This is a genomic window from Lutimonas halocynthiae (assembly GCF_030409835.1).
Lineage (GTDB): Bacteria > Bacteroidota > Bacteroidia > Flavobacteriales > Flavobacteriaceae > Lutimonas > Lutimonas halocynthiae.
The window spans coordinates 697,705-717,886 of sequence record NZ_JAUFQO010000004.1; the positions used below are offsets into that span (position 1 = coordinate 697,705).

Annotated in this window: 18 protein-coding genes; 7 read left to right on the forward strand and 11 right to left on the reverse strand. The window is 34.7% G+C overall.

Going from position 1 to position 20,182, the window contains the following annotated elements; genetic code table 11:
- Positions 1 to 22 precede the first annotated feature (22 nt).
- Positions 23 to 775 carry an SDR family NAD(P)-dependent oxidoreductase gene (locus QWY87_RS08940; RefSeq protein WP_290290398.1) on the forward strand — a complete coding sequence of 251 codons (753 nt, stop codon included), beginning with the start codon at positions 23 to 25 and terminating at the stop codon, positions 773 to 775.
- Between the two features lie 120 nt (positions 776 to 895).
- A complete protein-coding gene (locus QWY87_RS08945; RefSeq protein WP_290290400.1) occupies positions 896 to 1,327 on the forward strand; it encodes a universal stress protein in 432 nt (143 codons plus the stop codon).
- Positions 1,328 to 1,353: 26 nt separating this feature from the next.
- Here the strand turns inward: QWY87_RS08945 and QWY87_RS08950 are convergent, their stop codons facing one another.
- Both QWY87_RS08950 and QWY87_RS08955 read right to left on the reverse strand, forming a co-directional pair.
- Complete coding sequence (locus QWY87_RS08950) at positions 1,354 to 4,977, reverse strand: DUF8693 domain-containing protein (RefSeq protein WP_290290402.1); 3,624 nt, start codon at positions 4,975 to 4,977, stop codon at positions 1,354 to 1,356.
- Positions 4,978 to 5,137: 160 nt separating this feature from the next.
- Positions 5,138 to 6,235, reverse strand: coding sequence for a T9SS type A sorting domain-containing protein (locus tag QWY87_RS08955; protein ID WP_290290404.1), 1,098 nt, complete (start codon positions 6,233 to 6,235; stop codon positions 5,138 to 5,140).
- Positions 6,236 to 6,580: 345 nt separating this feature from the next.
- Between QWY87_RS08955 and QWY87_RS08960 the strand changes: the two genes are divergently transcribed.
- Positions 6,581 to 6,706, forward strand: a complete 126-nt coding sequence (locus QWY87_RS08960) for a hypothetical protein (RefSeq protein WP_290290405.1) — start codon at positions 6,581 to 6,583, stop codon at positions 6,704 to 6,706.
- Positions 6,707 to 7,124: 418 nt separating this feature from the next.
- Here QWY87_RS08960 and QWY87_RS08965 read toward each other — a convergent pair whose 3' ends face one another.
- The 9 genes from QWY87_RS08965 to QWY87_RS09005 all read right to left on the reverse strand — a co-directional run bounded on the left by QWY87_RS08965 (position 7,125) and on the right by QWY87_RS09005 (position 16,272).
- Positions 7,125 to 8,711 (reverse strand): M81 family metallopeptidase, encoded by a 1,587-nt coding sequence (locus tag QWY87_RS08965; RefSeq protein ID WP_290290407.1) that lies wholly within the window; start codon positions 8,709 to 8,711, stop codon positions 7,125 to 7,127.
- A 216-nt stretch (positions 8,712 to 8,927) separates the two neighbouring features.
- Positions 8,928 to 9,449 carry a collagen-like protein gene (locus QWY87_RS08970; protein ID WP_290290409.1) on the reverse strand — a complete coding sequence of 174 codons (522 nt, stop codon included), beginning with the start codon at positions 9,447 to 9,449 and terminating at the stop codon, positions 8,928 to 8,930.
- Between the two features lie 67 nt (positions 9,450 to 9,516).
- Entirely contained in the window at positions 9,517 to 10,449 is a 933-nt protein-coding gene (locus QWY87_RS08975; RefSeq protein WP_290290410.1) for a DUF6268 family outer membrane beta-barrel protein, read from the reverse strand.
- A 238-nt stretch (positions 10,450 to 10,687) separates the two neighbouring features.
- Positions 10,688 to 11,554, reverse strand: coding sequence for a sugar phosphate isomerase/epimerase family protein (locus QWY87_RS08980; protein WP_290290412.1), 867 nt, complete (start codon positions 11,552 to 11,554; stop codon positions 10,688 to 10,690).
- Positions 11,555 to 11,799: 245 nt separating this feature from the next.
- Positions 11,800 to 12,102 (reverse strand): hypothetical protein, encoded by a 303-nt coding sequence (locus tag QWY87_RS08985; protein ID WP_290290414.1) that lies wholly within the window; start codon positions 12,100 to 12,102, stop codon positions 11,800 to 11,802.
- Between the two features lie 130 nt (positions 12,103 to 12,232).
- Positions 12,233 to 14,719 carry a mechanosensitive ion channel family protein gene (locus QWY87_RS08990; protein ID WP_290290416.1) on the reverse strand — a complete coding sequence of 829 codons (2,487 nt, stop codon included), beginning with the start codon at positions 14,717 to 14,719 and terminating at the stop codon, positions 12,233 to 12,235.
- Positions 14,720 to 14,825: 106 nt separating this feature from the next.
- Positions 14,826 to 15,467: a hypothetical protein gene (locus QWY87_RS08995; RefSeq protein ID WP_290290417.1), complete on the reverse strand. Its 642-nt coding sequence runs from the start codon at positions 15,465 to 15,467 to the stop codon at positions 14,826 to 14,828.
- A gap of 122 nt (positions 15,468 to 15,589) precedes the next feature.
- Entirely contained in the window at positions 15,590 to 15,955 is a 366-nt protein-coding gene (locus tag QWY87_RS09000; RefSeq protein ID WP_290290420.1) for a transmembrane 220 family protein, read from the reverse strand.
- A gap of 29 nt (positions 15,956 to 15,984) precedes the next feature.
- The gene (locus tag QWY87_RS09005) at positions 15,985 to 16,272 is read right to left on the reverse strand and encodes a hypothetical protein (protein WP_290290422.1); all 288 of its coding nucleotides are present in this window, start codon (positions 16,270 to 16,272) and stop codon (positions 15,985 to 15,987) included.
- A 373-nt stretch (positions 16,273 to 16,645) separates the two neighbouring features.
- On the opposite strand from QWY87_RS09005, the gene QWY87_RS09010 reads away from it, so the two are divergent.
- From QWY87_RS09010 to QWY87_RS09025, 4 genes are all read left to right on the forward strand, one after another.
- Positions 16,646 to 17,101 carry a hypothetical protein gene (locus QWY87_RS09010; protein ID WP_290290424.1) on the forward strand — a complete coding sequence of 152 codons (456 nt, stop codon included), beginning with the start codon at positions 16,646 to 16,648 and terminating at the stop codon, positions 17,099 to 17,101.
- Between the two features lie 22 nt (positions 17,102 to 17,123).
- Positions 17,124 to 19,025, forward strand: a complete 1,902-nt coding sequence (locus tag QWY87_RS09015; RefSeq protein WP_290290426.1) for an adenylate/guanylate cyclase domain-containing protein — start codon at positions 17,124 to 17,126, stop codon at positions 19,023 to 19,025.
- Positions 19,026 to 19,148: 123 nt separating this feature from the next.
- Positions 19,149 to 19,487 carry a hypothetical protein gene (locus QWY87_RS09020; protein ID WP_290290428.1) on the forward strand — a complete coding sequence of 113 codons (339 nt, stop codon included), beginning with the start codon at positions 19,149 to 19,151 and terminating at the stop codon, positions 19,485 to 19,487.
- Positions 19,488 to 19,672: 185 nt separating this feature from the next.
- On the forward strand, positions 19,673 to 20,170 hold the full coding sequence (locus QWY87_RS09025; protein ID WP_290290429.1) for a hypothetical protein: 498 nt from the start codon (positions 19,673 to 19,675) through the stop codon (positions 20,168 to 20,170).
- The last annotated feature ends 12 nt before the right edge of the window (positions 20,171 to 20,182 follow it).

The window sequence follows — 20,182 nt, forward strand, 5'->3', positions numbered from 1 at the left end:
TCTATTATAAAAAATTTGGTCCATGAAAAAATTAGCACTAATTACAGGAGCTACATCCGGTATTGGAGAGGCAACGGCAAAGCTTTTTGCCAAAAACAATATCAATTTGATTCTTTGCGGTAGACGCAAGGACAGATTAAATGAATTAGAAGCGCAATTAAACAAACTAGTATCTGTTAAAACTTTAAGCTTTGATGTGGGCAACAAAAAGGAAGTGAAGGAGAACTTGAACAGCTTAGAAGATACATGGAGAAATATTGACATCCTGGTAAATAATGCAGGAGGTGCCCATGGGCTCGATCTTTTTGTTGATAGTGATGTAAATGACTGGGAACAAATGATCGACTATAATGTAAAAGGCTTATTGTATGTTTCAAAAGAAATTGTGCCTTGGATGATCAATCGCAAAAAAGGTCAGATCATCAATATAAGTTCAATCGCGGGGAAACAAACCTATGGCAAAGGAATGGTGTATTGTGCTAGTAAATCAGGCGTAGAAGCAATCAGTAAGGGAATGAGACTAGAATTGGTCCCTCATGGCATTCGCGTATGTAATATTGCTCCTGGAGCGGTTGAAACGGAATTCTCCATTGTAAGATTTAAAGGTGACGAAAATAAAGCCAAAAATATTTACAAACATTTTGAACCTTTAGTTGCTCAGGATATCGCAGATAGCATCTTCTATTGTGTAAATGTCCCTTCGCATGTTCAAATCGCCGATATGACAATTTTTCCTGCAGCACAAAGCGATGCTACAACTATTCATAAGAATTAAAATTGATTCTAATCAGTCATTGCATTGATTTTCATCATTTCATCGATTTGCTTTATTCTATATCTTGTAGGAATAGATTAATATATGGGCCATTTCTGCAACCCATTAAAAACAGAAATCATGAAAAATATACTCGTAGCAATAGATTTTAACAAAAATGAGAACGAATTATTAGAACATGCAAGGCGATATGCCAAAGCCTTTAATGCCAAATTATGGTTACTTCATGTTGCGGCTCCAGAACCAGAATTTATTGGTTTTGGTGTGGGTCCTCAGTATATTCGAGATAGCAGGGCCACAGAGTTAAAAAAAGAACATCGCTTGATGAATGATTTTACAGATATTATGAAAGAGGAAGGCATAGATTGCGAAGGACTTTTAATAAACGGCGGTACAATTGAAATGATACTGGAAGAGGCTGAAAAACTAGAAATAGGCCTTATCATCACCGGACATCATACTCATAATTTCTTTTATAAAGCCTTTTTTGGCAGTGTCTCGTCTGGCGTGATTAAAAAAACGGATATCCCGGTGTTGATTATTCCTTTGTAGAATAAAAAAAAATAATTGATCTAAAATCAATACCTGATCATCTTTCTAGTGAAAGTTTCACCTTGTTCGTTGAAGACCTGAACCATAAAGAAATTAATTCTCGATATGGGCTCAATATTCAATTCAGTATTTGATGAATTAGGGTTGTAAACCTGAAGTAACCTACCTTGAATATCATATATTTTAATTTGTTGTATAAACCAAGGTGAGTCAATAAATAGCTTCCCATCATTCATATACATATTAATGTCTTGATTGGTTTGCAATTCATCTACATTAAGCACGGCACTGTTAAAAACGAGACTAAACCTATCTTTAAAACTTCCTGTACCCTTATAATTAAAAGTGTATGGAGCTGTGTTTAGATCATGTAACACCTCTAGTTCCTTGTCATGTAATAAAACGTCGTGATCTTTTAATACTCCTTCAATTTTATCTATTTCAAATTGCATTTCTACTCCCTCACTAGCTACTTCAAAACCCAAATCTATCACCATATCTTCATGGAAAGGTTCACGGCCCTGAATAGCCAATTTTACATCACTATCGCTTAAGAAAGAATAAAAATCGATTGGTTGTGATCCTTTTAAATACAAAGCATCATATCCGAGGTCCATACCCTTGCTTGCCTTGCGGTCAAAACCGATCAAAATTTGCTTAAAAGAATCATCTGATCCTATTAAATTGATCCACAACCTGTTTTTTTCAATGTCATTTTTTTGTTCAACTGCTTTAAAAAATTGGTTATTTGAACCGGCGAGTATCATCGAAGGATTAAAAACCACCTTATCCGACTTCATCGCTCGCACAAAAAATCCCTGGGCAGATCCAATGTTGGGGCTGACATCTGTATTTTCATGCGTACCTGTCGCTCCCACGAAATTATAAGTAACATAATCTCCATATGTACCATCTATTAATGCTAGGTCGTGTTTCCAAAAATAGACGGTACCATCTATGACCTTATTGGTTACTGTGTTGGTTGTAAGAAATGCTTCAAGATCAATAGCAGCTGGATACGGATTACCAATCAAATTAAAATCATTGTCTGGAATATCATCAGTGTGAAAATCCAGTGTACTTGTTTCTATATTTCCAAAATTGGGTTTACCTTTAAACTGAACTGTATGAATTCCTGTTGTTCCCTGAATCCCTTCAGCGGCATATCCTTTACCTACTTGCATCAACCCGCTAGCCTTATCCCAAACTTCCCAATAAGTTTCATGGTTTGGATCGTTTAGTAAGTGCTTTGTTTGATCATATAAAAAAACTCTTTCAAGGTTAACATCCTTAAACACACTTTCAATATTCTCACCTTCAACTGGAGATGACCAATACGTGATATCATTAGGGTCATTTCTATCTGAGGAATACTCAATTTTCTCGATACTACCCGTCACAGTTGCATCTCCATCTTTGATAATCAAAGATTCGGTATCACCAATGATTAAAGACCCTTCTATATCAATCGTTAAATTTCTGTGTACAATAAGATTGTTATTAAAATCCTTTTCTTCAAAGTTTAGTGATCCAGTCTTATTAATTTTCAAATCAAATGCTTCAAAATTTTCAAGACCCCCATCATAGATCCCATCTATTTCAGTATTTCTTGTGCGGTCTGGTGGCGAATCATTATCCCAGGATGAACCATTCCATACTGCAGGTCCTGTTACATGAGTTCCCAAGGCTATGTTTTTCTTTTTATCGGCCTGATTTACTTCTTGGAGAGGATCCAGTTCTATCCAATTATTCGGGTCAAAATTTCTTTCCGGCAATTCAGGGGAATTGTCCCCTCTTATTAGAGAATTGTTTTTACCCCATTGTGTCGCTGTGGTATTTCCAAGGATGTCCTTCCTGTTTATATATTTTCTACTTCCTGGGGTAGTAGTGATGAGTATTACATCATCTCCATCAAAATCACAAACAGCACTTTCAATGGGATCAATTTCATCTCGTATGTATATGTCAAGCGGAAAATCTGGCATTTCCTTGTTTTTGTATAGCAATACTTCATCTTTCATCATTGCCGGAATAGTGTCAGATGCTTTGGGGTTGGCTGAAGTAATATTTACCAAATCTGCACTATCATATAAATCTATAAAATATGTCCCCACAGGAATATCCTCACCAGAAATATTTTTGACCTCGATCCATTTGCTATCACTAGCCTCATCATGATAATATTGTGAAATCATAATATCCTGATCCTTTGAGGTCAAATCCTTACCAAGGAAATCATTTCTCGCTAATACCAGAGTTACATCATCATTGAAACTAACCGGTCTGCCAAAGACATCTGTTTGATTGGAATCATTTCCCTTTGGGTGCTGAATTGACATAAATATATACTTGTAATCTGGCGTAAACGTAAGCCCTGTAGGCTCACTGTTGCCTGGTGTACGGCCAAATATTTTGACCTTCGGATTTGCCTGAGTATGGCCATTTTCAACCACCCAAATATAATTATCACCACCATCCTGCGCTACCCATAAATTCCCCAGATCATCAAAAACCAGATTATCATTACCTAAGCCCCATGGAACAGTCTCACCTGCCTTTATTTCATATTCCATGTCACCAACATAGGTCTCAAATTGTGAAACAGTTGTAGCTTCTTCAACCTGTCCATCCGGCACTTCTGGAGGAATAGGAACATCATCTTTGAACCGATAAACTTTTCCGTCATTTTTTACAGCGAAATAAACATAATCTCCAAAAATTTCAACATCTTCAATTGCTTGAAAACTCTTTGCTCCTACTTCTTTGCAACTAGTTATTGTTGAATTTCTCTCTTGTATCGTTTCATTGGGAATCTTTACCCATAATCCACCATCTGAACTAGTTTCCTTGAAAACATATAATCTCCCTGACGACAATATTTTTTTTTCATCAGCTACAAATTTAAAGAGATATGCCTCATCATACAACCAGTCATCCGCTCCCTGATACACCGTTCTTAAGTTGCTATGAACTACAGCATTTTCGTGTTTAAAATTCCCCATAGCCCAAAGTTTATCCTGTTTATCTGGTGCTCGTCCACCTACCTGATCAATAACGGTTTTTGTTCCAGGATCGATTTCAATAGCCCAACCATATCCATCATATCCTTCAGGGTCGCCATCTACTTTCAACCAAGAATCTTGAATTAATGGAAAATCCTTTTTAACATCCTTATTAGTAACCTCTTCACATGTAATTATAGTATTCCAAGGTGTTACAGTTCCTGAACAATTTGCAATTGTTGATCCAACTTGCTCACCGATAATAGATGCTAAACCTTCCAAAGGAAGATTAAATTCGAATTTCACTGCCTCAGAATTATCAACGAACCATTTTCCAACTTGATCGTCATATTCAATATCAAGTATCGTCACCGCTCCTGGTCGAGCCTCAGAATTAATCGATAGATAACCATATTTACTGCTTCCTGTTCTTGGAACATAGCCTGCAAAATCGAGCACATCTGGCATTAAGCCCCCTTCTGTTAGGGGGTCCCCATTTTCAATAAGTACTTGAAAGGTATGAGTTGATGGGAGAACAAAATCACTGCTTTGACCATCAGCACTTAATGAAGTAAACTCACTAATGTGCTGTGCATAAAAAATATGACACATCAATAAAGTCAGTATGAGGGATACTGTACGTTTCATAGCTTTGATCTATTGAAAAATAAAATTAAAAGTGTTATGAGCATTATAAATTGAAAAACACAATTCAAAATATGGCTCTAACATTGATCTTCAATAAAGTATAAAACTACGAATTTATTTCTTAAAGTCAGTATCCTATTAAAAGGCTTACACTGAAATGCTATTCTTCTTTTAGAAATTTAACTGTGCTTATTCTGTTTCCAGCGTAAATTTTTAAAATATAAACTCCTTTTGAAAATTCAGAGATATTGATATCTTTTGAGCCAGATACGTCTTCGTATATTTTTTGACCTAAATAATTAAAGACTTCAATTTTTTCAAATTCCAAAGCACTGTTTACTTTAAGAGTCTCGGATGCTGGATTAGGATATACTACTTTTTGAATCAAATCAAGATCATCTAATCCCAGTGTGGTTGAGACTAAAGTATATAATGTAGCATCACCCAGCGTGTTCTTTTCTGCACTAACATAATAATTTTTGGCGCCAAAATAATCAATTGCCTCTATCTGGAAGGAGGCTGTAAAGGGTAGTTCAAGGTTGTATTTTTCAGTGAGACCATTTGAAAACTTTCCATCATAAAAACCTGAAAGCTCTATAGCAAATGCTTTAAATCCAGCATAACCCGTAAGAACAATTTTCTTTCCAAGTGGGTTAAATGTTCCGCCCGTAATCAATCCCTGCGCATCAAATTCATCAATTTTCTCAACCGAATACTTCCCGGCGTCCTTTGGAACCTTATAAATATTAGTTCTTCTATCAACCCAGTTTTTAGTGAAAACATAAAGGTCACCGTCATATGCAATCAAGGCCTCAGCATCAAAATTCGTATCATTGGGCGATGAAGTAAAATCATTTTGATCTGCATAGCTAAATTCAATAACCTCCGCATTGATGTTCCCAGAATTCAAATAATCAGATTTTAAAACCTTGTATATTTTTAAATTGGTCCTATTACCGTTATTATTCCCAAAATCACCTATGTAAATATATTGGTCATCCTGGCATATATCCTCCCAATCAACATTTGTTGCGCCATTAATAGTCACAGTCCTTAGTATATTGCCATTTGATTTATCAATTTCATACAAAGCATTCATACCACCTGAATCATTATGCGTAATCAAAATATCTTCAAAATAAATCAAGCCTGAAGTCTCGGCAATATCATCATTCAAGCTTGTGACTTTTGAAATATCCTGAGACATTACTAAAAATGGTAAAAAAATCAGTACAATCTTAAACAGGTGAAATTTCATAATTGATATTTTAATTTATGGCTAATAATTCTTTTTTAAAAAAGGGAAGTTAATCATTTTTTTAACTAAATCTTAATCGTTTACGGGACGAAGATTAGCATAGATTTCAATTTAAAACCCAACGATCCAAAACTTTGTTCACACCTATATATCAATGAGTTAAAAAGAATATCGTTTCATCCACCTTTCTTAGTTTTTAATTACTTTATTCAAATCAAGGTAAAAAAAACAACATGAGCGAAAACAATTACCATACTAATCTTTTAAATCAATCGTTATTATTATTAGAATTGCTATACATAATTATCCCTGGGATAATTGAATAAAAAAAGAATTTTGCTATATATGAAAAAGGCACAGTACAAGGACTTGCTCATCCATTCTTTGGAGCTAAAAATATTTCTTTTGGAATTAGAAACCAATCTTTCAAAATTAGAAATTGAAGGCATTGAAAACCCCGAAGAGTTTTAAGTATCATCAAAATGTATTTTTAAATCCTTATTTGTCAGTATTTTAGATAATTTTTCAGTGAATAGCACGATTTTTTAAGTAAATCATGTTTACTTTTTGTAAAGCTATACACTAACGCTTAAATACAATTGCTATGTTAGAAATACATTCCCCCAGTAGAGAAGAAATCAAAAGTTTCTTAAAAAAAATTGAAACCAGGATTAGAAGAAACGGATCCAGGATTAAACCAGTTCAAAAATTTGAATCAAGGTTGTAAGAATTATAGTGATTTTCTTATTTAGAGCTAAAGGATTAACCTTTTAAGGCTGCTTTAGAAACCCACTTAAAGTCATAACTACTTTAGAAAACAAGGAGCTAGTTATTTCCCCAAAAAACAGCTGCCTTTTAGCAGCTGTTTTTTTTTAATTATCACATGCAATTATTTTCCGGATAATGAAATTAACCTCGCTTTCAGATTTGGTTGTTCCATGTCATTATCAAGTGGAAACATCGGACGTTTGATTCGCTTGTAATCTAGTCTTTCCAAATCCTGATCAACACCTCCAGGTGTCAAGGCCATGATCCAGTCACCTCTCATATTATATAATTCAGGTACTAAATAACCAATTTTCACCACAACGATATCAGACTTTCTAGGATCCAGTCCTAAATTAGTGAAGTCACTTTCTCTATGGTATGGTTTTCGTTTTTTAGTAACAATAACTGATACTGTACCAACTTTAACAACTACTTCGATTTCAGCGTTCTTATCACCTTTCTCTATCGCCGTTACAACTCCTTTTAATCGAATCGGTGGGGCAAATCTATTGTCTACAGCGGCCCCCGCCAAGCCATCAACTTCTCCTCCTACTCCTGCGATCAAGGCTTTTTCAACGAATTCCGGCCCTGGAATAGAGGCGTAAATAAGTGTTTTCCCTTTACCTGAACTAAATTCAGGGTTCTTCAACAATTCTCGTAATGTCCAGGTAACATCTCCTGCACCACCAGCAGTTGGATTATCACCCATATCACTTATCATATATGGCTGCTCTTTACTTGCAATGGCTAGTTTTAAACTTTCTTCTAAAGTTGCAGTAGGCGCTACAAATACAAACTCATTTCTCACTTCCCAAAAACTTCCTGCCAATTCCTCTGCAGCATTAATCACTGACGCTTTATCATCTCCTGTGACCATTACCACAGCATGATTTCTCGGTTCATCTGCCCAGGCATATCCTATCCAAATAGCGGCATCGATAACACCTTCTCTTTTTGTTATGGGGTCAACTTTAGCATATAAACTCTTTCCTGGTTCAATCCGAGTACTTGTCTTTTCACCAGGTAACAAAATTGGAATTGGAATCCATGCCTTAAATTTTGGTTTTCCTTTGCCACTTTCAAGCCGATCAAGCAGGTTTTCAAGGGCTCTTTTTTTAGATTCAATGGCATCTTCATGTGGAGCCATTCTATAACAGGTGATAAGATCACTATTAAACGCTAAGGCTTGAGAAACGTTCCCGTGTAAGTCCATTGACGTTGAAATCAATGTTTCATAACCAATCACTTCTCTAATTCTGGTAATAAAATCACCTTCAGCATCATCCAAACCAACAACGCTCATCGCACCGTGAATATCTAAAAATAATCCATCATAGGGAAGGTCTTTCTTTAACATTTCCAGCGTTTTGCTTAGCAATGACTCATACGCTTCTCTTGTTACAGTACCTCCCGGCAAGGCATGTCCTTTAATTGTAGGAAACCACTCCGCTCTGCTCCTATTGGCAGAATCAGTTGCCATAAAAGGATAATATTCAAAAACAGCAGTTCCTGATTTAGCGTGAAATGCTTCTTCTTGGGTTAGTGCAGGTGAAAATGTGCTAGATTCTATAGCTATACCAGCAATAGCAACCCGAGGTAGTTTATCCCCCGCTCTACTTTTTTCATCACTTGATTTGCCCGATGGAGCTCCACATGAAATCAACAATATCGAAAACAGAATAAGGCTAAGATTATAATAGATTCTCATAATATGAATTAATAATTAATGAATTCAATACAGCGCCTCAAACCCTTCAATAATCATAAGCCATGAGGTCACTTTAAAGAATAAAAATAGTATAAAAACCCGGCTTGTAAAGAAAAAGGCTTAACTTTTGTAAACAAATAAAGCCCATCTTCTACCGAAGATGGGCTTTATTTGTTTTAAGGAGAAGAAATGATCTTAAATAACCATTTATTTCGCTTAATTAATTCTTTTTATATCCTTGACATCTAATGCCTTCAACACGTCGTCCATCTTTTTAAGATTCACACCTTTTGCAAAATCTGCCGGAATAATCGCTATTCTAAAAATAAGGCCATCCGTATCATTTGGATCTAATTTTCCAAAATCTACAGTTCCATCGAGAAAAAGTCTCACATCGAATAGCGTATAATCGAAAGCATATAATAAAATATCATTATTTCTAAAAATTGTTTGAGGAAGTGGTTCCCATACATCTAAGCCATCAGCTACCTCCATCAATCTATACACCATGAAAACATCACTTTCATAAACCTCAATTTCAGTTGGTATTTCAACAAAATACTCAAAATTAGTACCTGAATTCAGATCAGCCTGTATTTCTATCACTTGACCAATTAAGCCACCAGCACCATCTTCTCCGGGCACACCTTGTGGTCCTGGAGGACCTGGAGGGCCAACTGAACCTTCACATGATATTAGAACTGTTGCAAAAAATAGTAATGTATAAATTTTATTCATAATAATTGATTTTACATTAAACAGACAATTATCGGGCCAACTTTTTAATAAGCGCATATCAATTCTATTAATTTGTTTTATTTCTATCGGCTAAAGATATACTGTAAACAAGTCTCAGGCTAGCAATTACTCCATCGTGAAAAGAGACGTTTTTCTGCACTCTATCATCGCCAAACCCTATTAGTGGAATACTAAAATCGACTTTTTGATCTGCCTCATATTGGGCATAACTCCTTCCTAAGGCATAACCAATTCTTCCTTCTGCATAAAAATCACCAAAAAGCCTATATCTGGCGAACAATGATTCATCGATACTCTTCCGCTCGATATAATCCCCCTGATACTCAGGGCTTCCTAATCTATAAGTGGTTATCAAACCAAAATGACTCCAACCAGCAGAGAATTTTTCATTTACCTGGTACTTAATCTTTCCGTAAACAGGGAATAACCCAACCATTGACCATTTCTCAGAAATATGCCAATCAACATTTACCAAGGGAACCAAATAGGGTCCAAAAAACTCCTGATTGTACATTGCTCCAAAGCCCATTTTCAGACCCTCTCTGTACTTCTTTTCATATAATACCAATGCGCCCATTTGAAAATGTTCGATATCAATATTATTAAAATCAGACATAAATCTTGGAGCCAGAAAAATTTGAAGACCCCTGTCTTCTGAAAGTTTTTGATACAATCCTGTCCTTAGAATAATACCGTGTAAATCAATTGGATTCGCAATTTCAGGCGGCATGTCTTCATCGTTATCAACGTGCCAATAAAAATAATTGACACTGTTATACCAGATAGATCGTTCGCTCATCTCTATAGGAGCCACAAGAGAGAGCATCGCTCCAAACTCTTTGGCTTTACCATCATAAATAGAGTCATAGGCCTGAGGCGTAGCAAAGCGACCGGATATGGTTACTAAATCTAGTGTTTCCTGGCTTTGCCCTGTAAACGAAATAAAAAACAGTAGCGTCAAAATTCCTAAGTGTTTCATAAATGAATTCTATTTTTTTAATGTTGCCGCTCAAATTTAAGGAGTTCGCTCTTTAACTCGGCATAATTATTAAGGTTTCCTGAAATTATAATTCTATTAATTATTCAGACTATATCAATCGAGCCAAACAACTGGCAGTCCACCCTGATCATCAAAAACAATGCATAATGCTTATTGCTTTTTCTAACAAAAAAAGCCCCAGCTTTAGCTGAGGCTTTTTTATGTAATTCATTGATTACTAATAATTAGTTGATTTCAAATACTCCAAGCTCTTTTGAACGCTTTCTAAAGGCGTAAAGTTATACTCCTCAACTTCGATAATTCCGTATTTAAGACCAGATTCTTTCTTATGCTTAAATATTTCCGTAAAATTCATAGTTCCGCTTTCGCCCAACTCCATCTTATCTTTAATATGCCATAGCATAAATCTTCCCGGATACTTATCAAAATAATTCAATGCATCTTTCCCACCTTTATCAATCCAATAAAGATCGAGTTGAAACATCATTTTATCCGGATCACTTAGTTCGACCATATGATCGTATAATGGTTTCCCCTCAAATTCAGTAGTAAATTCTTTGTCGTGATTATGGTATCCAAATACAATTCCTTTGGCTTTACATTTCTCACCAACTGCATTAAAATATTCAACATACTTTTTAAGTCCGTCAAGACTCTTATAACCTTCTTCACTCATCCATGGCTGAACAATCCATTTAACGCCAGCTTCGGCATGGGCATCAATAGCTACATCCCACCAGGCCATAGTCTTATCCCAATTCTCTTTTGATGGCAAATTTTGACCTGTATGAGATCCTAAAAATTGCAAACCACTATCTTCACATAGTTTTTTAAATTCTGCAGGAGACATGCCATAAAACTTTCCATCACTATATCCAGCTGCTTCGACAAACTTATAGCCCATTTCACCAACTTTTGCCACAGTTGCTTTAGGATCCTTTTTCATATCATCTTTAACTGACCACAATTGTAATCCAATAAAATCGTCCTTAGCAGTAAGGTCAATTTTTGTAAACCCTTGTATGAACAAGGCTAAAACTCCTAGTAATAACAAGCCTTTCCAAGCCAGTTTCTTAATTCCCATAATAAAAAATTTAAATGTTTAAATACTCTTTTAAATGGAAGGAGTCTGAAGAAAAATCATAAAATAATGTAAGAATTCTAATGCTCTTGCCACTTGTTCCAAATTTACCAATTATTGCTTAGATAACCCATAACTTATATCAAAATTACAAGCAAAAACGAACTGTTAAAATGGCAGCTAGCAAAAAAATAGATGAATAAATTCCTCTCAGGCTAAGAAGCATCAATCAAAAATAATTCATTCAACTAATCATTCAAATACAACCGAAGTCGATCCTCATCACCAAAAAATTCTACCCATTTGATACTTTTATAAGGAATAAAATATTGTCTTCCCTCATTTGTTGAAACCGAAACCCCATTATCTTTGTAAACGACATTAGCCTGCTTAATTTGAAGTGTCTCTTTTTTATGGGTAGTTTGTAACGAGTTCGAATAAATAAAAACATCTTTTACATTGATATAATTATCTTTAAAATCTTCCTTTGATATTTGTGAAAAAGCAATGCTACTCATCAATAACAAGGTTACTAAAACTAATTTTTTCATAATTTCATAATTTGATTTCAAAGATAATTTTTCTTTTCAATTTCACACGTTATATAACTAGCATTCTCCTTAAAAAACAATAATTAGATGGGTCAAAAACAGGTAGCCAATCACTCAAATTGATACTTTTCTAAGGCTTGATTATATTATCATTCCCAGTATTCTCACCCGATTTATTATTTATTTCATTCAAATTTTTAATATGCAGATCTCGTTGAGGAAAAGGTATTTCGATTCCGTGTTTAGCAAACTGATTATAGACTTCAATTGACACATCGCTTTTTGCCTGAAGACCTACCTCATAATGCACCCAAAAACGCAATTTAAAATTCAATGAGCTATCGCCAAATTCACTAAACAATGCTTGTGGCGCAGGGTTTTTCAAAGTGTCATTATTGCTCATAGCCGCTTCCATGAGTATTTTTAAAATTTGATTAGGATCTGAACCATAGGTGGTCCCTATTAAAATTTCAACACGTTTTATGCTATCAGAAAGAGTCCAGTTGATCAGATCATTGGCAATCAAATTATTGTTTGGCACAACCACCTCAGCTCCATCAAAAGTGATAATACTCGATGAACGAACACCGATTCTATGAACCGTACCCAACAAATTATTGACCTCTACAGTGTCACCTACATGTATAGGCCGCTCAAAAACAAGTATCAGACCAGAAACAAAATTCGAAATCACAGTTTGCAACCCAAAACCAATACCCAAACCAAGTGCACCGGCCATTAAATTGAATTTACCGAGGTCTATTCCTAAAGAGGATAAGGCCAGAACAATACCAAATCCAATTATAAAGTATCTAATGACCAACGATATTGCCGCAGGAACACCCTTTGGCACTTTTATCAATTTAAAGGACACTTCGCCACTATCAAACAAGAAAGAAATAACACTTGTAGATACAAACGATACGATTAAAATGACAATGAATCGCATAACATCACCTAGTGTAAAAGTGATGCTTCCGAATTTATAGGGTTCAGAAAGAATATCTGTAAAGAATTGGGTAAGCGGGGCAAGCAGGTCTATCATCCCCAAGAAAAATAAAAACCAGGCGATAAACGCCAAGATCCTGATAATACGCAGCAATTTTAATTCTAAAGCAAATTTCTTTTCTTCGTCAAAGGTAGTTTTTGTATTAAAATGCCAATGAATAAGACCCGTTGAGATACCGCCTGAAATCATTAAAATACCGTAAAAAACTAAGGTAAAAACACCACTTTGAGTGCTAATTTTTAAAGTCAGATCTGTTAAATTAGTATAGCCTAAAATATTTGAAACTATTGAAATAAATAACAAGCCATAGATCACAGGAGTTACTCGAATCAATAACAAACCGAAATTTCCAATTTTCATTTTTCTTGTCTTCAGATATGGCCTCGTAAAACCAATTAAAACTCCAACAACAAGTAAAGCCTCAAATAATAAGTAAAGCCGGTATTGAGCAGAACTAAACCACATATAAGTCTTGGCGGTATCCAGAATATAAAACAGAACAATAAAGTATACGATCTTCTTAAATCTTTTATACATATATGGCTGCACCAAAGGTATTGACAGGATAAGAATCATCAATACCACAATATTACCAAACAACATGGGTGTATTGGCAAAAAATAGTTTGGCAACGACAAGTCCAATAAAAACCATGCTGATAATCGAATGGTTTAAAATAACATCCTTTGAGTTTTGAAGATCTCCGTCTTCTTCATTAAAAGGATATTTCTCAAATGCCTTCTTCAACATAATGATCAGAAACACCATCAAGCCCATGAATAAAACGTAGAGATAAATACTATGCTCACTCGCTTGAACATATTTTGAAATGCCTAAAATATTATCTGAAATTGATTCTACCTCGTCTTTTTCTCCTTCGTCTCTATCTGTATCTTTAAAAGAAGCTCTCCATAGTGGCTCATGTCTTAAATAAAAAAGGTCGTAGATTTCAGAATTTTTAAGTTTATTCAAATCATCAAATACTTCAATGACTAAAAGCTTATGCTTATTTATTTTTGACTCCAATACAAGGAAATCATTATTCTCTTTGGTAATTTGCTTATTGATCTTCCTGTAATCATTCCGAACTAACCTTACACTTGTTAAAACTTCAAGAGGTAATTTTTCTTTAACAGCATTTTTATAAGTTAAATCCCAGGTTTTTTCTTTAAAAATCACTATTTCCTGAACGATCATATTTCGTTCCTCATATTCATTTATAGTTGACTCCCATCTACTTAGATGGTCATAATACCCTTCCCATTTCCTGATTAAATTATTTATTTTTTGTCTATTGGGATTGGCGTCAACAAAATGCTTTTTCCTTTTTACTTGCGCTTCAATAAACTTGGCAAAAGGGGGATATAAAGAATCTATTTCTTTGACAGAGTTACTAAGCCTGATCTTTCTCGTAGTGGTCTTAATCTCTTCATTGGCTTCTTCAACGCCCTGAATGATATTTGTTACTTTAATAGCCTTAGGAATGGCAGTCCCTGTAGAATCCATTTTAACACCATCAGATAATTGAGCATAAGACAGGAAAGGAAACAGACATAGCACTAAAAAAAATAAAGTGCGGTAAATTAATCTAATCGAAGATTGTATCATATTCTAGTTAAAGTGCTAAAAATAGGAACTTACATGAGTCAAAGCAACATTTTTAAAAGCTATTTATAAAAAAAAGAATATCCCTGTAAATTAGACATTCATTGACTTAATCATCAGTGATGGCTTCATTAATAGAGAATATATTCACTTCGCCTGCATTCAAAAGGAAATTACTAACCTCTTCAAATTGCGATTTGCTATTCTCCATAAAAATCTCACGTCGCTTTTTAAAAACCAGATTGGCCTTTAAAAGTTTATTCATGTCATCATTATAGGCTTCTAAGTCTTCTTCGTTAATCTCCTCAAAATTCACGCATTTATAAAAAATTTCTTCCCTCCCATACATTTCTTTCTTCATATCTGTCACTATATAGTTGATCTCATAATAATCATCACCAATATGAACCTCAATCATATGACCAAAATAGGCATCTAACACCTCAGCCATCCCGCTTCTTTTTGGATACAGTTCTTTCCCAATATTTTTATACAACACCTTTGTTTCTCCCTTAACAATGAGCTCTTTCTTTTCAGGGTTGAGGCTCTCTACAACATTCTTTTCACCATTATCCTCATTTTCAAACCAAGACTCAGCTCTGGAAAGAATAAGTGACGGACTAAGACCATTTAAACTAAACTTTTTTGATACTGACTTTTCATCAATCTGACTGTTTTGGGCATGAACCAGGCTAGTGAGGAATAAAATTAAGATGAAGCTTATGTTAAGTTTCTTACGAGGATTGATCATTTTACAAAAGAGATTAAAAATTCAAAACTAAATTTCTAATTTTAATTGAAGTTTAAGCAGCTCATAGTCAGAAAGTTTTAAACAAGTTATGAAATGCCTAAACCAACTTATCAAAATAGATATTACTCTTTTTTTGACAACTGAACCTGAAGGAATACCAAACTCAAAATGGCTATTATCAATCCCATAAATTCTCTCGTTCCTTCGATATAGGGTTTTTCATATACCATCTCTCCAAACAATTCTGAATGCCTATCGCTTTGCAGCCAATCGATGAAATATCCTACATGAAAGAGGCTAAATAAAACTAAGCCACTGATTAGGGCAATCAACACCATTTTTGGAATCACCATAAAATTAGAAATCCCAAATGACAGCGCTACCGCACCATAAATAACAACCCAAACATATGGATCAGGATCATTAAATTGTACATAGGCAAAAAGCAAAAAAATAACACAAAGCAACCAATTGATAGCTTTTTTCATAAGGCTTTCAGTTTAAGGCAAATTAATTTTTAAGTTGCTTTACTACCCCCGCCAAATAAAATTCCTGCTCCCAGTACAAAACCGAAATCATACCAACCTCCGCTATTATTTACTGCATACAAAGCCACTTCATCCATAAACAAACTAACAACAAACGAAAACGGAGCTATGAACCCATGCCATAATCCTCCGAAAAAACCATAAGGTGAAGCATCCACACAATTATCGACTGCTATAGATTGGGCACAACCAGTCAAGATTAATAGCATGAAACCCACAAAAAGGGCCAAACGAAATTTACCAATAATACTTTTCATAATGATAGATTTTATATGCTTAAAATTAAGCAAGATTGATCACTTTTCTGTCATGATTTATAATTTATCATTATATATAATCTGACTACTTAACATTTATATCACATAACTCATATCCAGCTATGCGTGTATTATTCATTTAAAAAATGAATCTTCCGTATTCCATTTTTTACCTGAATCAAACCGATTACAGTAAATCCCGCTAAAATGAAAATACATGAAAACGCCTCTTCAATAAGCGCGATGGCAGCATAGTTCTTAGAAAAAAAATAAGGGTGTTTTGGGCAATTATTTTTACCATTCCTCCAAATTGACTTATATTTATAGGAATAACCTATTACTTTTCGACTTTATTAACCTTAAATCCCCCATCATGAAAACTTTCAAACCTTTAATTCTAACCTTGGTTTTTATGCTTTTGTTTTCTGGCTTGATCTCTGCTCAGAATCAAATTGAAGCAACACTAATATGTAATGTTGAAGCCTTGCAAAATGGCACTGATGCTTACGAAGCCTGCCGTTTCTTGGGTCAGGAACCTGGAACTGACACTCGTGATTATACTATCTATGCTGAAATTGGTGATACCATCATCTGGAGTGGTCAATCTACAGATGGAAGCGCAGCTATCGATATTAATAAAATCAAATATGAAAGAGGAACTGAAGTATTTAAAAACCCATTTAAAGACGGAACTAGCACCGTTGTCAGAACGATTAAACACAGTACAAGAGGAAAGGAAGATTACAAATACGAAATTACCCTAAAGATAAACAATAAGGGTAAGCCGTTTCACATAGACCCGAAAGTTAAAGTGGGAGCAGGTGGTTGATTAAAAACTTTCTTCCTGAAACATGAAACATCATTTCACAATACATCCTAATTTCAAGCATAAACTCCTTTTTCAAGTGGGTTTTATGCTTGTTTTTTGCGTTCATCTTTTTTCTCAGAGCTCACAAAGTATTGACAGTATCCAAAAACAATATGAATTGGGCCAGTATGAAGATCAAGAGAGATTGAATCTTCTAACGGAATTATCAACAAACCATTACGATCCGGCTCAAGCGATCTACTTCAGTGACAAACTTATCGAAAATGCCCAAAAAGTAGATTCTACAATCTATATCTATTATGGATACCTCCATAAAGGGAATGCGTTTTTAAAAAAAGGTGATCTCGAAGAGGCTCTTGACAGTTATTTTAAAGGGGCAGAAATTGTAGCAGACAAAAAATCATTAACAAACCTTGGGATGATTAATATAGCTATTGCCGATGTTTACTCTAATATAGGAGATCACCAAAACGCTGTCATTTACTATAAAAAAGCGATTAGCATTAATTCAGAAATTGGCACTGATAATAACTTGGCTATCGCCTATGAAAATCTAGGTGATGAATATTTGAATGTGTCAAAACCTGATTCAGCCATATTAATGTTTAATCAGTCAGGACCTATTTTTAAACGCTTAGGGTTTACAGAAGGCATCGCTATGAATATTGGTAACAAAGGCATTGCCTATGCCATGATGGGTCAGGATGATTTGGCAAAAGAAGAAATAAATCATTCTATCAATATGTTTGAAGATATGGGAGGCTATCAAAATGCTGTATCTGTCTTCCTGACTTATATGTCTGAATTATATATGAACCAGGGAAACTGGAAACGCGCCCTGGAATACGCCCAAAAAAGTTTGGCAATTGCAGAAAAATACGGACTAAAAGATGAGATCAGTTCTGCAAATTTACAGCTATCCAAAATTTATGAGTATTCTGGTAATCTCAAAGCTTCTTTAATATCTTATAAAAACTATTCAGCCTATAAAGACAGTGTCAATAATATTTCAGCAGTGCAGCAAATGGCCAACCTGAGAACCGAATTTGAAGTTGCTCAAAACCAAAAAGAAGCCGATTTAAAAATGGCGCAAAAGCAAATTGAAGTAAATCTGCTGAGTACATCACAAAGAAATCAGAAAATTGCCATTATCGCCATCGCCATCGTACTGGTTTTAATCATTGTGCTGGCCATCAGTTTGTACAAACGAAATCGATTCATCGAAAAGACCAATAAGATTATTGAAAAAGAAAGGAATCTTTCCGATAAATTACTTCTAAACATCTTACCTGAACAAACTGCCCAAGAGCTTAAAGACGAAGGCAAAGTTGTGGCGAAAAAATTTGATTCCGTCTCCGTAATGTTTACAGATTTTAAAGGTTTTACAAAACACTCTGAAGGTCTTAGCCCGGTAGAATTAGTAAAAACTGTTGATTTTTATTATTCCAAATTTGACTCCATTATAAAATCTTATGGTTTAGAGAAAATCAAAACAATTGGTGACTCTTATATGGCGGCAGGAGGCCTGCCTTTCCCTTCTGATAATCATGCCTCTAAACTAGTTTTAGCGGCCATTGATATTGCTGAATTTGTGCAAAATGCATCAAAAGAAAACCCAAATGATGAGCAGCGCTTTGAGATGCGGATAGGAATAAATACGGGTCCTGTTGTGGCAGGAGTTGTTGGTACAAATAAGTTTGCCTATGATATTTGGGGAGACACGGTAAATATCGCTTCCCGCATGGAATCTAGTTCGCAGCCTGGAAAAGTTAACATCTCTGACAACACCTTTAAGCTTATCAAAGAAGAATTCAATTGCACCTATAGAGGTGAAATTGAAACCAAAAACAGAGGTAAAATGAAGATGTATTTTGTAGATGGATTAAAAACCCAAGACCAGCATGCAGAAATCTCTCCTGCCTAAAAAAGCTTCAGACCTAACAAAACTATTTTACAATTCAACATTGATTATAATCATCTGATTCATTGATCCTTATCATTAATCTTCGATTAAATGTTTCATATTTTACAAACTAAAACAATTAGCATGTATACTGAAATACAATCATATCGTATTTTTCTTGACTCAGGGTCGCAAAAAAACAGGAGTTTCACCACGATCAATTTGTTTGACACATCTGATAATATCATTGGAACTGTCGAGTTTTTTGAAAAGGAATTCCAAGAAATTCAACCACAGGATGTAGATCATGTTCATATCCAATACCACATTTCAAAATTTTCTTTTATAGTTGATATTTTACGAAACGAGAAACCACTCTTTGTAGGATACTGGACAAATAAATTTGGAAAATATGGCAGGATCTGTACCGGGAAAGAACCCGTTGGAGAAGGTGAGCTTTCTTCTTCTGAGTCTCAAATTTAGGCCTGCAGGAATCTGAACCTAAACCTATTTATTTCTAATTATTATTAAATTAAGAATTGGATAGGTGACACGTGCGGGTAAATAAAAAGGCACCTTCGGGAAATAATACGGTCAGTTCGTCCTAAACCATTTTTATAAGAAACTATTAGAAATTACATTTAAGTATCAACCATAAATCAACACCAATGAAAAATTATTTACTCTTATTATTCGCATTTCTATTGTTAGTTGGCTGTAATCAGTCCCAACAAAATAAAAATGAAGATTTAGCTCCTCCAGTTGATAAAACTATAATTTTTATTCGACTCATAGATGAAATTCCGGAGAATGAGACTAATATTTACCCATATATTCAACTTTATGACAATGATGGAAATATTGCCCAAAATAATAAAGACGCAATAGAAAAATTTACTTCACCAGTTCACGCTGGCAAAAAAGTAAAATGGAAAAGTTCGAATAAATCCATCGAAAGAATCAAGATAAAAAAAATCAATTTTAAGCAGGTTAATGGCAGCATCGATATTTTAGATGGCCAAAATATTAGTGGAAATAACGAAGAAGTTGAGCGAAAAGTAAAAACCAAATTAGAAAACGGTGACAAGGAACATTACAGCATAAATATTGAGATAGACGGAAAACCTTACACCATAGACCCCGTATTAGAGTTTCATAAGCCATAATTAACGTTGTAT

Bases quoted from the DNA above. Each gene is read 5' to 3' on its own strand.
- QWY87_RS08980 (WP_290290412.1), bottom strand. From the start codon at position 11,554: ATGGGAATTAAGAAACTGGCTTGGAAAGGCTTGTTATTACTAGGAGTT.
- QWY87_RS08995 (WP_290290417.1), bottom strand. From the start codon at position 15,467: ATGATCAATCCTCGTAAGAAACTTAACATAAGCTTCATCTTAATTTTA.
- QWY87_RS08975 (WP_290290410.1), bottom strand. From the start codon at position 10,449: ATGAAACACTTAGGAATTTTGACGCTACTGTTTTTTATTTCGTTTACA.
- QWY87_RS08990 (WP_290290416.1), bottom strand. From the start codon at position 14,719: ATGATACAATCTTCGATTAGATTAATTTACCGCACTTTATTTTTTTTA.
- QWY87_RS08960 (WP_290290405.1), top strand. From the start codon at position 6,581: ATGAAAAAGGCACAGTACAAGGACTTGCTCATCCATTCTTTGGAGCTA.
- QWY87_RS08965 (WP_290290407.1), bottom strand. From the start codon at position 8,711: ATGAGAATCTATTATAATCTTAGCCTTATTCTGTTTTCGATATTGTTG.
- QWY87_RS08940 (WP_290290398.1), top strand. From the start codon at position 23: ATGAAAAAATTAGCACTAATTACAGGAGCTACATCCGGTATTGGAGAG.
- QWY87_RS08945 (WP_290290400.1), top strand. From the start codon at position 896: ATGAAAAATATACTCGTAGCAATAGATTTTAACAAAAATGAGAACGAA.
- QWY87_RS08985 (WP_290290414.1), bottom strand. From the start codon at position 12,102: ATGAAAAAATTAGTTTTAGTAACCTTGTTATTGATGAGTAGCATTGCT.
- QWY87_RS08955 (WP_290290404.1), bottom strand. From the start codon at position 6,235: ATGAAATTTCACCTGTTTAAGATTGTACTGATTTTTTTACCATTTTTA.
- QWY87_RS09015 (WP_290290426.1), top strand. From the start codon at position 17,124: ATGAAACATCATTTCACAATACATCCTAATTTCAAGCATAAACTCCTT.
- QWY87_RS09005 (WP_290290422.1), bottom strand. From the start codon at position 16,272: ATGAAAAGTATTATTGGTAAATTTCGTTTGGCCCTTTTTGTGGGTTTC.
- QWY87_RS09000 (WP_290290420.1), bottom strand. From the start codon at position 15,955: ATGAAAAAAGCTATCAATTGGTTGCTTTGTGTTATTTTTTTGCTTTTT.
- QWY87_RS08950 (WP_290290402.1), bottom strand. From the start codon at position 4,977: ATGAAACGTACAGTATCCCTCATACTGACTTTATTGATGTGTCATATT.
- QWY87_RS09020 (WP_290290428.1), top strand. From the start codon at position 19,149: ATGTATACTGAAATACAATCATATCGTATTTTTCTTGACTCAGGGTCG.
- QWY87_RS09010 (WP_290290424.1), top strand. From the start codon at position 16,646: ATGAAAACTTTCAAACCTTTAATTCTAACCTTGGTTTTTATGCTTTTG.
- QWY87_RS09025 (WP_290290429.1), top strand. From the start codon at position 19,673: ATGAAAAATTATTTACTCTTATTATTCGCATTTCTATTGTTAGTTGGC.
- QWY87_RS08970 (WP_290290409.1), bottom strand. From the start codon at position 9,449: ATGAATAAAATTTATACATTACTATTTTTTGCAACAGTTCTAATATCA.